The sequence below is a fragment of the Cupriavidus sp. 05T42 genome (assembly GCF_056396345.1).
Map to the genome: position 1 here is coordinate 185,563 of NZ_JBFTLH010000007.1, position 13,160 is coordinate 198,722.

Consider the following 13,160-nt stretch of genomic DNA (forward strand, 5'->3'; position numbering starts at 1 on the left):
CAGATCAACGCTGTCCTGCCATCTCCCATGTCTTCGGAAACTCACATCGATATTCCCCCGGTCGCCTCGGAAACCATTTCCGCGCTGCTTGCCCGCCGCGCGCGGGAAACGCCTGACGACATCTACTGCCGCTTCCACGACGAGGTGCTGACGATTGCCGCCCTCGACCGGCGCGTGAACCAGGTGGCCAACGGCCTCGCCGCAGCCGGCCTCCAGCCGGGGGACCGCGTGGCGCTGATGCTGCCGAGCCACCCGGACCATATCGTCGCCATCCTGGCGCTGGCGCGGCTGGGGCTGGTGCGGGTCTCGGTGAACGTGCATCTGCACGGCGCCGCCCTGTCGCACCTGTTCGAGCAGTTCGAGCCGGCCGCGGTGCTGGCCGACGCGGACTATGCCGAGGCGCTCTCGCCCATCCGGCAGGACCGGCCGTCGATGTCGGTGCTGTGGCGCGGGGCAGGGCAGGGCCGGGACGACTTCGCCACCTTCGCGGCGTGCCCGGAAACGCCGCCGGCCCACGTCACCCAGCCGGACGACATCCTGGCGCTGACCCCCAGCTCCGGCACCACCGGCGCCCCGAAGGGCGTGCTGAAGTCCGACCGCACGCTGCGCGCGGGCCCGATGGGCATCCTGCGGCTGACCGGCGCGCAGGCCGGCGACGTCTTCCTGCTGTGGGAGTCGCTGCACCACGGCGCCGGGGTGGCTGTGCTGATCTCCGCGCTGATCGAGCGCACCACGCTGGCCATGGTCGATCGATTCAGCGCCTCGCAGTTCTGGGATCAGGTGCGGCGCCATGGCGTGACCCACATCCACTATCTCGGCAGCGTGGTGCCGATGCTGCTCAAGCAGCCGCCGCGCGATAACGACCGGGAGCACAAGGTGCGCGTGGCGTGGGGCGGCGGGTGCCCGCCGGAGCTGTGGAAGGCGTTCTCCGAGCGCTTTGGCGTGGAGATGCGCGAGGGCTACGGCCTGAGCGAGATGATMACCTTCGTTACGGTCAATCCGGCGGGCCCGGCGGGCTCCATCGGCAAGCCGCTGGGCTACTTCGACGTGGACCTGACCGACGATGACGGGCGTACCGTGCCGGTGGGCGAGCCCGGCGAAATCGTCGTACGCGCCAACGCGCCGGGGCTGGCCTTCCTGGGCTACTTCCGCAACCCCGAGGCCGAGGCCTCGGCCATGCGTGGCGAGTGGTTCTGCACGGGCGATCTGGCGCGGCGCGATGCGGACGGCTTCCTGACCTTCGCCGGCCGCAAGAAGGACACCGTCCGGCGGCGGGGCATCAATATTTCCGCGTGGGAGGTGGAGCGGGTGATCGCCGAGCACCCGTTGGTGGAGGAGTGCGCGCTGGTCGGCGTGCCGAGCGACCTGGGCGAGGACGAACTCAAGATCTTCATCCGCGTGCGGCAGGAGGGCGGCGGGACGCTCGACCCGCTCGCGCTGATCCAGTGGTCCGAGTCGCGCATGCCGTACTTCCAGGTGCCGCGCTACGTGGCCTTTATCGACGAATTCCCGAAAACGCCCACGCAGCGCATCCAGAAGAAGCTGCTGTCCCGCGATGTGGCGGGCGTCTGGGACCTCGAACAGAGCGGCTATCGCGTCGGCAAGGCCCGCGGCTGATGTCCTGATGCCCTGATGCCCCCTTGGGCATGCCCCCCCCCGGTCGGGCGAGGTTTCCCGGCCGGTGCGTCCTTTCGTCTCAGTGGAGTCTTTCCATGCTGTCAAAGTCTGGTCGCAGTACCCCGGCACGCGTCGCCACGCTGGCCACGAACATCCTCCTGGCCTGTGCGTCGGCCTGTGCTGTGGCCTTCATGGCCGCGCCGGCCATCGCGCAGGAAAAGTACCCCGAAAAACCGGTCAACCTGGTCGTTCCCTATCCCGCCGGCGGTGCCGTCGACGTGGTGGGGCGCCTGTTGGGCCAGAAGCTTGCCGAGAGCCTGGGCCGTCCCGTGGTGGTGGACAACAAGCCCGGGTTCTCCGGCAACATTGGCGCGCAGTTCGTCGCCCGGTCCGCGCCGGACGGCTACACGGTGCTGATGGCCGCGCTGACCTCCTATTCGATCAACGCCGCCCTGCTGCAGAAGGCCAACGGCTACAACCTCGCCGGCGACTTCACGCCGGTGGCGATTGTCGGCAACCTGCCGATCGTGCTGCTGGTGAGCCATGACCTCCCGGCCAACAGCGTGCAGGACCTGATCCGGCTGGCCCAGGCCAAGCCCAACACGCTGGCCTTCGGGTCGTCCGGCAATGGTTCGATCGAGCACGTAGCCGGCGAGATGTTCCGCCGCCAGGCCGGCCTGGAACTGCTGCACGTGCCGTACAAGGGTGCCGCGCCGGCCGTGGCGGACCTGCTGGGCGGCCAGATCCAGATCATGTTCGCCACCGGGCCCACGGCGCTGTCCGCCATCAAGAGCGGCAAGGTGCGGGCGCTGGCGGTGGCCACGCCGCAGCGCATCGGCGCGCTGCCGGACGTGCCGACGGTGGCCGAGGCCGGGCTCAAGGACTTCGTGGTGCCGTCCACCTACGGCGTGCTGGTCCGTCAGGGCACGCCCAAGCCCATCGTCACGCGGCTCAACGCCGAGTTGCAGAAGATCCTGCAGATGCCCGACGTCAAGGCGCGCTTCGCCGCCCAGGGCATCGACGTGGTGCTGGGCAGCGCCGATGATGCCGATCACCGGCTCAAGGGCGAAGTCGCCAAATGGGCGCGCGTGATCCAGGAAACCCGCATCGCCGCACAATAGGAATAGGAATAGGAATAGGAATAGGAACGGGGCGCCCCCGGGGGGGCCCGCCACTTTGGACATGAATTCCGCCATGAACGCATCGAACACCCAACCCTCGGAGATCGTGACCGAGTTCCGCGACGACGGCCGCGTGGCCATCGTGACGATCAACCGCCCCCATCGGCGCAACGCCTGTGACCTCGCCGCCTGGACCGACCTGCGCGACCGCTTCCGCGCGTTCGCCGCCGAGCGGGGCGCGCTGCAACTGGTGGTGCTGACCGGGGCCGGCGGCCACTTCTGCGCCGGGGACGACATCCTCGCGTTCCGCAGCGTGCTGTCCGATCCGGTGGCCGCGGACGCCTACCGCGCGGTGATCCAGCAGGCGTACGMCGCCGTGCAGGACTGCCCGGTCCCCGTCATCGCCGCCGTGCAAGGCGCGTGCGTGGGCGGCGGCCTGAGCCTGGCCATGTGCTGCGACTTCCGCGTGGGGGATGGCAGCGTGCGGGCCGGCGTGCCGGTCGCCAAGCTGGGGTTGATGTATCCGACGATCCAGCTGGTGCGGCTGACGCACCTGATCGGGCTCAGTGCCGCCCGCCGCTGGCTCTTCTCCGGCGACCTCGTCCAGGCGGAAGAGGCCTATCAGGCCGGATTCCTGGACGCGCTATCTGCCGACGACGACCCGGTCGCCGCCGCCATGGCCTTCGGCCGTCCGATGATGGACAACGCGCCGCTCTCCATCGCCGGCATCAAGCTCCAGCTCAACGCCATCGCCGCCGGCCAGCTCGATGCCGCGCGCGACGCCATTGCGGAGGCCACGCGCCGCAGCGACCAGAGCGAGGACTATCGGAACGCGGCGACGGCCTTCGCGGAGAAGCGCAAGCCGACCTTCGTCGGCCGCTGAGGCTCGTCGATGGGTTAGCCCGCCGCCAACGGCGCCACGGTCGCGCCCTGGATGCGGTGCTTTTGCAGCGCCGCCGCCACCGCGCCGGACGCCTTGCGCTCCTCGACGAACGCCGCCAGGAAGGCCGCCGCCGCGTCGCCGCGAGACTTCGGCACGCCCATCGCCTGACGGATCACCATAAAGCGCTCGTCCAGCAGGCGCAGGTTGGGCAGGCCCCGGATATCCGCCTCCAGTTGCTGGCGCACCCCGGCGGCCACGTCGAGATCCTGTTCGAGGAAGGTGCGGACCACCTCCTGCGACGACGGCGCGTGCACGATCTCCGCATGCTGGAGTTCGCGGGACAGGAACAGATCGTAGGCGCTGCCCTTGCCGACCACCACCCGGGTGCCGGCGTGATCGACATCGGCGTTGGTGCGCACCGGCGAGTCGTTGTGCACGAGGTAGTAGCCCTCGATCAGCACGTAGGGCTCCGTGAAGGCGATGCTGGCGCCGCGCTTGGGATCGATGGCGAAGAAGCCGATATCGGCCTGCTCGTTCGCCACCAGATCGACCGACTTGCCGGCKGTCTCCACCACCACCAGTTCGAGCTTCACGCCCAGCCGCTCGGCCAGCGCGCCGGCCAGGTCCACGGACACGCCACCCGCGCCACCCGCGCCACCAGCGTCCGCGCGGTGCGCAAGAATCGGATTGCCCAGGTTGATCGAGGCACGCAGCACGCCGGTCGGGGCGAAGGCGTCAAGAAGTGGCTTGTCTACGGTCATGGGGTAGCAGTCGGAAACCTACGTTGGGGGAGGGCGCCGGCCCGCAGCGGTGCGGGCGTGGCGGACATTGTATCGCCGCATGTCGGCGCCGGGCGTTCGTACATCGGCATACAGAACCGTCCCCGGCCCGATACATCCGCCACACACCAGCGCGATGCAATGGCGACTCTTTCCACTGCAACGCAAAGGCTTCCCATGACTTCGACCCGTACCTCCAGCCGCATCCTCGCCGCTACCGCCCTGCTGATCGGCGCCGGCCTGTTCCAGGCCGCGCACGCCCAGAACGTCGGCCTCCACCGCACGGACCTGGTGCGGAGCGACCTGAGCACGCCGGGGCGCGAAGCCGTGCAGGTGCGGGTGGACTTCGATCCGGGCGCGGTTTCGATCAAGCATGCCCATCCGGGCGAGGAAATCGCCTACGTGCTGGCGGGCGAACTCGAATACCAGCTGGAGGGCCGCGCGCCGGTGACGCTGAAGGCGGGCGAGGCGCTGTTCATCCCGGACGGCACCGCGCACGTGGCCAAGAACGTGGGGCACGGCAAGGCCTCGGAACTGGCGACGTACGTCGTCCGGAAGGGCGTGCCGCTGGTGGCCCCGGTCAAGTAACGCTCAAGTCACGGCGGGGGCGCCTGCCTACAGGTCGCGCGTCCGGGGAATGATCACCGCCTGCCCGTGCAGCACGCCATCGGCGTCGATCAGTTGCCACAGCGTGGCTTCCTCGATCATGAAGCGCTTGCCGGTGCGCGTGATGCGCACGCCGGTGTAGCCGGTCTCGTAGCCCACGCGCTGGACGCGCGCCAGGAAGGCCTGCCGCTCCGCCTGGTTGGGCGGCTCGGCGGAGAGCCGGGACGGCAGCCGCGTGATGCCCGCCCAGTCGTACTCGAAACGCTGCTGGGCGGCCAGGTTGCCGTAGACGAAGACCGGATCGGGCGCGGTGTTGTGGGCGAGCACCGCGAACGGCGCCTCCTCGTAGAGCCAGCGGGCCGCCTTGCCGGCCGGCATCGGCTCGGGCACCAGCGTGCGGCCGAGCAGCCGCTGGTAGCTATCGGCCAACAGCTGGTAGAAGGCGGTGTCGCCGGGCTCACGGGGGGAAAGAATCGAATCGGAAGACATAAGCGTGAAGCGGAAGGAAGGGAGCCAGGACAGCCATCAGGCAGCCATCAGGCAGCCATCAGGCAGCCATCAGGCCGGCTGGTCGATGGACTGGCCGATCCGCCACAGCACCCCGGACGGATCGTCGATCGTGAAGTCGCGCATGCCCCAGGGCCGGTCCTCGGGCGGGTTCACGCGCACGCCGTAGCGCGCGCCCAGGTCCTGGGCCACCACGTGCTGCCACCAGGCCTCCACATCCACCACCAGCAGCGACATCATCAGGTTCTCGGCGAACGGCTTCTCGTAGAAGCGCGTCAGCAGGAAGCTCGAGCGCCCCGCGTGCAGGTAGGCCATCTCGTCGCTGCCCCACGCCTCCGTAAAGCCGAGGTCGAGGTAGAAACGCTTCGACAGGTCGAAATCCTGCGCMGGCAGAAACGCCTTGATCTCGATGGTGTCCATGTTCGCGGTCATCGCGGCTCCCGGGTTTAACAGATGTAACGGACTGAGCGGGCGATGATAGCGCGGCTTCAGAAATGGTGTCGCATGCCCACCATCACGCCGATGCGGGTGGAATCGTCCACGTCCGTGGCCGGCGTACCGGCCCAGTACTCGGTCTCCCGCCCCACCGCGCCGCCGCGCGCATGCACGATATCCGCCTCCACGTAGACGCTGGTGCGCTTGGAGAGCGCGTAGTCGCCCACCAGCGCGATGCTGTCCGCGTTGCCGCCGCCCAGCCGCACCGGGGTGTCCTGGAACTGCGTGGTCACGTCGCCGGACTGCTGGTAGCGGTAGTAGGCGCCCGAGACGTGGAACGCCGGCGTCAGCTGGTAGCCCAGCCCGACGAAGGAGATGGCGAAGCGCGCATCCCCAGCGGACTCGCGCCGGCCCATATGGCCGAGGTAGGCCGTGGCCTTGCCGAACGCGTAGGAACCCCCCACCGAGTAGTTGCGCAGCGTGTTGGCGCCATCGTCGCTGCGGCGCTGGTCGTACGCCACGCCGAGCACCACCGGCCCCTGCTGGTACTTCACCCCGCCGCCGAGCGTGGTGCCACGCCCCATGCTGCCGGCCTGCTCGCCGGCGCCGTAGTCCAGTTGGACCGAGAATGGCCCCACGGTGCGCTGGTAGACCACGCTGTTGTCGATGCGGTAGTCCTGGAAGAAGATGTCCCCGCCGATGTAGAGCGGATCGGACCAGAAATTGCCCCAGCCCTGGTCGAGCGGATCGAACGCCCAGCCGATGTTGTTGAGCGCGTTGTACTGGCGGCCGAAGGTCAGGCTGCCCCAGTCGCCGCTCAGGCCCACCCAGGCTTGCCGGCCGAACAGCGCGTTGTAGGACGCGCGGCCGTCGTCGCTGGCGAAGCCGCTTTCCACCTGGAAGATCGCGTGCTGGCCGCCGCCCAGGTCTTCATCGCCCTTCAGGCCCCAGCGGCTGCCGACCATGCCGCCCGAGACCAGCGCGGCCTGGTCGTTGTGATGACCGTCGATGTTCGACGTATAGCGCACCGCCGAGCTGACGATGCCGTACAGGGTCACGCCCGGTGCGGCGTGGGCGGCGACGGGCAGGAGCCCGGCCGCAAGCAGCCAAAGGCTGGCTGGCTTCTTCATTGCGTTGTCCTCCGGAAAACGGATCCGCCCGCGGCACACGCGCGCGTGCCCCGGGAGGGAGGGTCAGACAAACTGCCTGAGGGATTCAGTCCTGCGCGCGGTCCACGATGGGTCCCGGATGGGTTCCGAATCGGTCCCGGATCGGTCCCGGATCGGTCCCGGATGGGGGGGGCGCAGGTCAATGACCGGGCGGCTGCGCGCGATGGGCGGCGCAGTCCCCGGAGCGAAGGTGAAGCAGAGGGGTGTTTGCCGGGCAAATGATGCTGGGTGGGGCTGGATGCAGCGACGCCCCGGCCGGCAGAACGGGGCGTAGTTTACCGCAATCGGGAGGAAGCCCCGAAAAAGTGACGATTAACTCACGTATTCAGACATCAGCCGAAGGTGAACGCGTAAGCCTGCACGCCCGGATCGAGAAAGCGGATCTCGAACGTGTGGTCGCCGACTTCGCCCGCCTGCCGCACCAGCTGGTAGAGCCGGGTTTGCGTGACCGCGCCATTGCCGTTCTCATCGGTGTCCGCACCATGGCTGGCGCCGGGCGGCTTGCCGTCGATGGTCACCTGGAAGCGCACCGCCTGCCCATTGGCCGCCGGGCCGAGCACGAGGTGCAGGTCGCGGGCATGGAAGCGGTAGGCGATGGTGCCGTTGGCGCGGTCAAGTGTCCCTTGCTCCGCTTCCACGGTCCAGCGGCCAGACAGCCCCCAGCTATTCAGGTCCAGCTTGCCGACCGTGTAGTCGCGCGCCGCATCGGGCCGCAGGCCGCCGGGGGAGGCAAAGTTGGTGGCCTGCTGGTAGCCGACATAGGTCTCGCCCGAGCGCACGTTGTTCAGGTCAGGCATGGCCTGCGCACCGCGCGCCTCCGGCGCAACCAGTCCCGTGGCCACCGACTTGTCGCCGGCCTCCGCAAGCAACGCTTGAATCACACGTTCCGAGGTCGCATAGCCACCTTCGCCGAACTGGTGATGGCGGATATTGCCGCGACCATCCACGAAATACGCCGCCGGCCAGTAGCTGTTGTCGAAGGCGCGCCAGATCCTGTAGTTGCTGTCGATGGCCACCGGGAAGCCGATGCGGAAGTCCGCCACCGCGCGGCGCACGTTCTCGGGCTGCTTCTCGAACGCGAACTCGGGCGTATGCACGCCGATCACGGTCAGGCCCTGGTCCTTGTACTTGTCGGCCCAGGCGCGCAGGTAGGGCAGGGAGCGGATGCAGTTGATGCAGGAATAGGTCCAGAAGTAGACCAGCGTGACCTTGCCCTGCAACTGCTCGCGCGTGATCGGGGCCGAGTTGAGCCATTGCACCGCGCCGTCCAGCGCGGGCAGGCGGCCTTCGACCGGCAGCGGGGGCAAGGCGCCCGACACACCGCCCGGGAAGCCTACGCGGGCGTCGTTAGCCGCCAGCAGCATGCCGTTGTTGGCGTTACTGGCGTCATTGGCGACGTTGGCGGACTGCGGCGGCATGTCGCGCGCCTTCTCCACCGCATTGAGCAGCGCCTGTTCGATGCCGGTGGTGCTGCCGGCGGACAGCCGCGCCAGCAGGCCGGTGTCCGTGCCGGTGCCGATGATCGCCACGCCAGCCAGCACGCCCACGCCCAGGCCGCGCCGCAGCCACTCGCCGGCGCCCATCGACCGCTTCATCGCCGCAAAGACCCGGCCGCCGATGCCCAGCGCCACGGCCAGCGAGCTGGCGGCGCCCGCCGCGTAGGCGGCCAGCAGCAGCGAGGTCTGCACACTGGCGCCGTTGAGCGCCGCGCCGGTCAGCACCAGCCCAAGGATCGGGCCGGCGCAGGGCGCCCAGAGCATGCCGGTCGCCACGCCGAGTAGCAGCGAGCGCCACACCGTGGAGGTGTCGCCATCGCCGGCCAGCCGGTTGCCGAGCGCCACCACGGGGCGGGCCAGCCGGTCCGCCAGCGCGGGCAGCAGCAGGCTCGCGCCGAAAATCGTCAGCAGGACCAGCGCGGCGTAGCGTCCCACCTGATTGGCCTGCACGACCCAGGCGCCGCCCACCGACGCCAGCGTGGCCACGGCGGCGAAGGTCAGCGCCATGCCGGCCAGCATCGGCAGCGTGCTGCGCACAAAGGGCTGGCCGGCGCGTGCGAACACGAACGGCAGCACCGGCAGGATGCACGGGCTCAGGATGGTGAGAGCGCCACCTATATAGGCAAGTATCAGCAGGGTCATGATTGGCATCCGGTAGGAAGATTGGCTTGCCTCGATCAGACCCGCTGCGCATATCGCCGATGTGTCGCCAGCGCGGCTGGGCGTATGCCACTGTGGCGAGGCCGTCGCCAGATACAGAGTGATACATGGCGGTGGCCGGCGGGCTCGCCGATCGGCCCGGTTGCGTCCGATTTGCCCGGTCTGGGTCCGATTCGGGTCCGATCTGGTCTCCTCCGGCTCCGATTCGGCCCCATCCGTCACCCGAATCCCGCCGATCGCGATCTGCCTCCCCCTCCGCCCCGCCCCTTTTTGTACGCCTTTGTATCTGGCTCCCGCACCGATACGTGCCCTGACAGTAAGGCCCTCAAATCGCTACGGGCGCGATACGTCCGTCGTCTTAAATGCATTCCGTGGCAGCGCGGCAAGCGAAACAAACCAGACGCACCGTAACCCGCCTCGCAATCCTTAATTGATTACCGAACCCAAACTTCAAGGAAATACGATCATGACCTCCATCGCCAAGCGCCTCGTTCTCGCCGTCGCCCTCGTTGCCGCCGCTGCCGGCGCCCAAGCCGCCGTCACCGGCTCCCGTGATGTCTACACCGACGGCGCCCGCTCGGTGCAAGAACCCCGCAACCCGTACAGCGACGGTGCCCGCTCGGTGCAGGACGCCCGCAGCCCGTACAGCGACGGMGCCCGCAACGTCGACCCGTTCACCGATGGCGCCCGCAATGTCGATCCGTACACGGACGGCGCCCGCATCGTGGCCGGCATGGACCGCACCGGCGTCTCGGCCGACCCGGCACGCACGGTCGATCCGTACCTCGACGGCGCCTACGCCTGAGTCACCTGAGTCACCTGCGTCACCTGATTTGCCCGATTGGATCCACGCTCTTCAACCTGCAACCTCGAAACACTGGAAATCGACATGACCCGTATCGAAAACGTGCTGTACACCGGCAAAGTCCACATCACCTCCGGCGGCCGTGACGGCTCGGCACGCAGCGACGACGGCCGGCTGGACATCAAGCTGTCCTCGCCGGGCACCAGCGGCATCGGCACCAACCCGGAGCAGCTGCTGGCTGCGGGCTGGTCCGCGTGCTTCATCGGCGCCATGGGCATCGCGGCCAAGGCCCGCAAGGTGCAACTGCCGGGCGATACCGCCGTGGACGCCGAAGTGGACCTCGGCAAGGGCGGCGATGGCTACCTGCTGCAGGCACGCCTGAACGTGAGCCTGCCGGGCGTGCCGCGCGATGTGGCGCAGGCGCTGGTGGAGACCGCGCACCAGACCTGCCCGTACTCGAAGGCCCTCACCGGCAACGTCCATATCGAGATCAATCTCGTCTGACCGGGTCGGATCTGGTCCGATTTTTCCGATGGCAGTCCCGCGCAGCGCGCCTTCACCGGCCCGCTGCGCGTTGCATTCACGACTGCCGCGCTGCCGATGGATCGCCTACAGTGGACTTCACTCCGCCGTTCGCAGCGGAGTCTGGCCCGCAGGGCCACCCCCGCCGGGCGGATGCCCGTCCGCTCGCCCAAGGCTTCCTTTGGAGCGCATGATGACCCAAAAGTACAACCGCCTAGACAAGTCCCAAGCCGCCGTGCTGCTGGTGGACCATCAGGCCGGCCTGATGTCGCTGGTGCGTGATATCGACCCCGACAAGTTCAAGAACAACGTGCTGGCGCTGGCCGATTGCGCCAAATATTTCGGCCTGCCCACCGTGCTGACCACGAGCTTCGAGGATGGCCCGAACGGCCCGCTCGCCCCGGAACTGAAGACGATGTTCCCCGAGGCGCCGTTCATTCCGCGCCCCGGCCAGATCAACGCCTGGGACAACGCCGACTTCGTCGCCGCCGTGAAAGCCACCGGCAAGAAACAGCTGCTGATTGCCGGCGTGGTCACCGAGGTCTGCGTCGCCTTCCCGGCACTGTCCGCCATCGAGGAAGGCTATGACGTCTTCGTCGTGACCGATGCCTCCGGCACCTTCAACCCGATCACGCGGGACGCGGCCTGGAACCGCATGGCCCAGGCCGGCGCGCAGATGATGAGCTGGTTCGGCGTGGCGTGCGAGCTGCACCGCGACTGGCGCAACGACATCGAGGGGCTCGGCACGCTGTTCTCGAACCACATTCCCGACTACCGCAACCTGATCACGAGCTACACCACGGTCAAGGGCAGCAAGTAGGCCGATTCGGTACCCCCGGGTGCGCCGGTGCCGCCCGTGCCACATGGTAGAGTCGGCGCACCATGAAGACCTTACTGATCGTCTATCACACGATGACCGGCGGCACCGCGCAGATGGCCGAGGCGGCGGCCACGGCGGCGCGCGGGCAGGAGGGCGTGGATGTCCGCCTGCTGCGCGCCACCGAGGCCGGCGCGGCCGATGTGCTGGCCGCCGACGGCTACCTGTTCGCCACCCCGGAGAATCTGGCCGCGATGTCCGGCCTGATGAAGGACTTCTTCGATCGCTGCTACTACCCGGTGCTGGACCGCGTGAACGGCCGCCCCTACGCGGCGATGATCTGCGCCGGCAGTGACGGCCAGAACGCGCAGCGCCAGCTTGAGCGCATCGCCACCGGCTGGCGCCTCAACCGCGTGGCGCCGACGCTGATTGTCTGCACGCACGCACAGACGCCCGAAGCCATCCTCGCCACGAAGCAGATCGACCAGGACGACCTGGACCAATGCGCCGAGCTGGGCGCCGGCCTGGCGGCCGGCATCGCGCTCGGCGTGTTCTAGCGCCTGCGCGGCGGTGCGCTACGCGGTCACGGTGGCCACGTAGTCGATGTTGGCGGCGAGCACGGCGGCGTTGCGGATCGTGCCGTCGGTGCCGTCGGTGGCGTCGCCGGGCACGCCGGTCCAGTCCGAGGCCACCACGGCCGGGAAGCTGCCGCTGGCCGGTGCGGTGGTGCCGGCATCGACGATCAGCGAGCGGGGCTGCCACAGGTCGAGGAAGCCACCCAGCACTCGTGGTTTCACGCCATCATGCGCGGCAGTTCGGCCGCCAGCGCATCCACGGCCACGCGCACCTTGCGTGGCAGGTGGGGCGTGTGGGGCGTGTGCGGCCACAGTGCGTAGGCATCGTAGGGAAAACCGGGCCGCTCGGGCAGCAGGTGGACCAGCGTGCCCGCCTGAATCCGGTCCCGGACCAGCCAGTACGGCAGCCATGCCAGCCCGAGGCCCATCGCGGCGGCGTCAGCCAGGGCGTCGAGATCGTCCATCCGCACCTGATGGGCGGGCAGGAGCGGCGCCGGCGCGCCATCGTCGCCCGGCAACTGCCACGGACGGATGCGCCCCGAGCGCCGGTAGACCACGGCGCGATGCCCCGCCAGGTCATCGATCCCCAGCGGCGTGCCGGCCTCGGCCAGATAGCCGGGCGACGCGCACACGATCATGATCTGCCGCGCCACGCGGCGCGCCACCACACCGGCCTTGTCGTCCGGCTCCCCGGTGCGGATGGCCAGGTCGAAGCCGTCTTCGATCAAGTCCGAGAAACGGTCGCTGAACGACAGGTCGAGTTCGAGCCCGGGATATTGCCGCGTTAGCGCCAGCAGCACCGGCGCCACGCAGCGCCGACCGAAGTGCACCGGCACGGTCACGCGCAGCCGGCCGCGCGGCGGGGCTGATTGCTCGCCTTTGTCGGCATGGTCGGCGGCCAGCGCATCGGCGGCGTCCACCTCGGCCAGCACCACGCGGCAGCGGTCGTAATACTCGCGGCCGAACTCGGTCAGGCTCTGGCGCCGCGTGGTGCGGGTGATCAACGGCATGCCCAGCCGCTCTTCCAGGAACCGGACATGCTTGCCGACCATCGGGCCCGATAKCTCGAGCGCGTCGGCGGCGGCCGAAAACGAGCCGAGATCCACCGCCTTCACAAACACGGCCATGCTAGTCAGCCGGTCCATATTAGAAACTCCTGGTTATCAGT

Annotated in this window: 15 protein-coding genes; 8 read left to right on the forward strand and 7 right to left on the reverse strand. The window is 68.8% G+C overall.

From position 1 onward, the window contains the following. The first annotated feature begins 27 nt into the window (after nt 1-27). The 3 genes from AC1EJR_RS12095 to AC1EJR_RS12105 all read left to right on the forward strand — a co-directional run bounded on the left by AC1EJR_RS12095 (nt 28) and on the right by AC1EJR_RS12105 (nt 3,621). A complete protein-coding gene (locus AC1EJR_RS12095; RefSeq protein WP_441592611.1) occupies nt 28-1,617 on the forward strand; it encodes an AMP-binding protein in 1,590 nt (529 codons plus the stop codon). A gap of 95 nt (nt 1,618-1,712) precedes the next feature. After that, nucleotides 1,713-2,738: a Bug family tripartite tricarboxylate transporter substrate binding protein gene (locus tag AC1EJR_RS12100; protein WP_454757572.1), complete on the forward strand. Its 1,026-nt coding sequence runs from the start codon at nt 1,713-1,715 to the stop codon at nt 2,736-2,738. Between the two features lie 73 nt (nt 2,739-2,811). Then, nucleotides 2,812-3,621, forward strand: a complete 810-nt coding sequence (locus AC1EJR_RS12105) for an enoyl-CoA hydratase/isomerase family protein (protein WP_477147116.1) — start codon at nt 2,812-2,814, stop codon at nt 3,619-3,621. 14 nt (nt 3,622-3,635) lie between these two features. Here AC1EJR_RS12105 and AC1EJR_RS12110 read toward each other — a convergent pair whose 3' ends face one another. Beyond that, nucleotides 3,636-4,382 carry a transporter substrate-binding domain-containing protein gene (locus AC1EJR_RS12110; RefSeq protein WP_092295663.1) on the reverse strand — a complete coding sequence of 249 codons (747 nt, stop codon included), beginning with the start codon at nt 4,380-4,382 and terminating at the stop codon, nt 3,636-3,638. Between the two features lie 195 nt (nt 4,383-4,577). On the opposite strand from AC1EJR_RS12110, the gene AC1EJR_RS12115 reads away from it, so the two are divergent. Then, a complete protein-coding gene (locus AC1EJR_RS12115; RefSeq protein WP_092295660.1) occupies nt 4,578-4,988 on the forward strand; it encodes a cupin domain-containing protein in 411 nt (136 codons plus the stop codon). 27 nt (nt 4,989-5,015) lie between these two features. Here AC1EJR_RS12115 and AC1EJR_RS12120 read toward each other — a convergent pair whose 3' ends face one another. The 4 genes from AC1EJR_RS12120 to AC1EJR_RS12135 all read right to left on the reverse strand — a co-directional run bounded on the left by AC1EJR_RS12120 (nt 5,016) and on the right by AC1EJR_RS12135 (nt 9,255). Beyond that, nucleotides 5,016-5,495: an MEKHLA domain-containing protein gene (locus AC1EJR_RS12120; RefSeq protein WP_477107738.1), complete on the reverse strand. Its 480-nt coding sequence runs from the start codon at nt 5,493-5,495 to the stop codon at nt 5,016-5,018. 69 nt (nt 5,496-5,564) lie between these two features. Beyond that, nucleotides 5,565-5,945, reverse strand: a complete 381-nt coding sequence (locus tag AC1EJR_RS12125) for a VOC family protein (RefSeq protein WP_092295655.1) — start codon at nt 5,943-5,945, stop codon at nt 5,565-5,567. A gap of 56 nt (nt 5,946-6,001) precedes the next feature. Next, nucleotides 6,002-7,078, reverse strand: coding sequence for a porin (locus tag AC1EJR_RS12130; RefSeq protein WP_092295652.1), 1,077 nt, complete (start codon nt 7,076-7,078; stop codon nt 6,002-6,004). Nucleotides 7,079-7,449: 371 nt separating this feature from the next. After that, nucleotides 7,450-9,255, reverse strand: a complete 1,806-nt coding sequence (locus AC1EJR_RS12135; protein WP_477113191.1) for a cytochrome c biogenesis protein DipZ — start codon at nt 9,253-9,255, stop codon at nt 7,450-7,452. Nucleotides 9,256-9,736: 481 nt separating this feature from the next. Between AC1EJR_RS12135 and AC1EJR_RS12140 the strand changes: the two genes are divergently transcribed. The 4 genes from AC1EJR_RS12140 (at nt 9,737) to AC1EJR_RS12155 (ending at nt 11,974) form a co-directional block, all read left to right on the forward strand. Then, nucleotides 9,737-10,078, forward strand: coding sequence for a hydroxyquinol 1,2-dioxygenase (locus AC1EJR_RS12140; RefSeq protein WP_092296206.1), 342 nt, complete (start codon nt 9,737-9,739; stop codon nt 10,076-10,078). A gap of 84 nt (nt 10,079-10,162) precedes the next feature. Beyond that, nucleotides 10,163-10,582, forward strand: a complete 420-nt coding sequence (locus AC1EJR_RS12145) for an organic hydroperoxide resistance protein (protein ID WP_477113192.1) — start codon at nt 10,163-10,165, stop codon at nt 10,580-10,582. 211 nt (nt 10,583-10,793) lie between these two features. Beyond that, nucleotides 10,794-11,420, forward strand: a complete 627-nt coding sequence (gene ycaC / locus AC1EJR_RS12150) for an isochorismate family cysteine hydrolase YcaC (RefSeq protein ID WP_477110077.1) — start codon at nt 10,794-10,796, stop codon at nt 11,418-11,420. 62 nt (nt 11,421-11,482) lie between these two features. Continuing rightward, nucleotides 11,483-11,974, forward strand: a complete 492-nt coding sequence (locus AC1EJR_RS12155; RefSeq protein WP_477113193.1) for a flavodoxin family protein — start codon at nt 11,483-11,485, stop codon at nt 11,972-11,974. Between the two features lie 18 nt (nt 11,975-11,992). On the opposite strand, the gene AC1EJR_RS12160 is transcribed toward AC1EJR_RS12155, so the two are convergent. Both AC1EJR_RS12160 and AC1EJR_RS12165 read right to left on the reverse strand, forming a co-directional pair. Further along, nucleotides 11,993-12,214: a hypothetical protein gene (locus AC1EJR_RS12160; RefSeq protein WP_143093907.1), complete on the reverse strand. Its 222-nt coding sequence runs from the start codon at nt 12,212-12,214 to the stop codon at nt 11,993-11,995. Next, a complete protein-coding gene (locus AC1EJR_RS12165; RefSeq protein WP_477147117.1) occupies nt 12,211-13,137 on the reverse strand; it encodes a LysR family transcriptional regulator in 927 nt (308 codons plus the stop codon). Before AC1EJR_RS12165 ends, AC1EJR_RS12160 begins: the two co-directional genes overlap by 4 nt. Between the last annotated feature and the right edge of the window lie 23 nt (nt 13,138-13,160).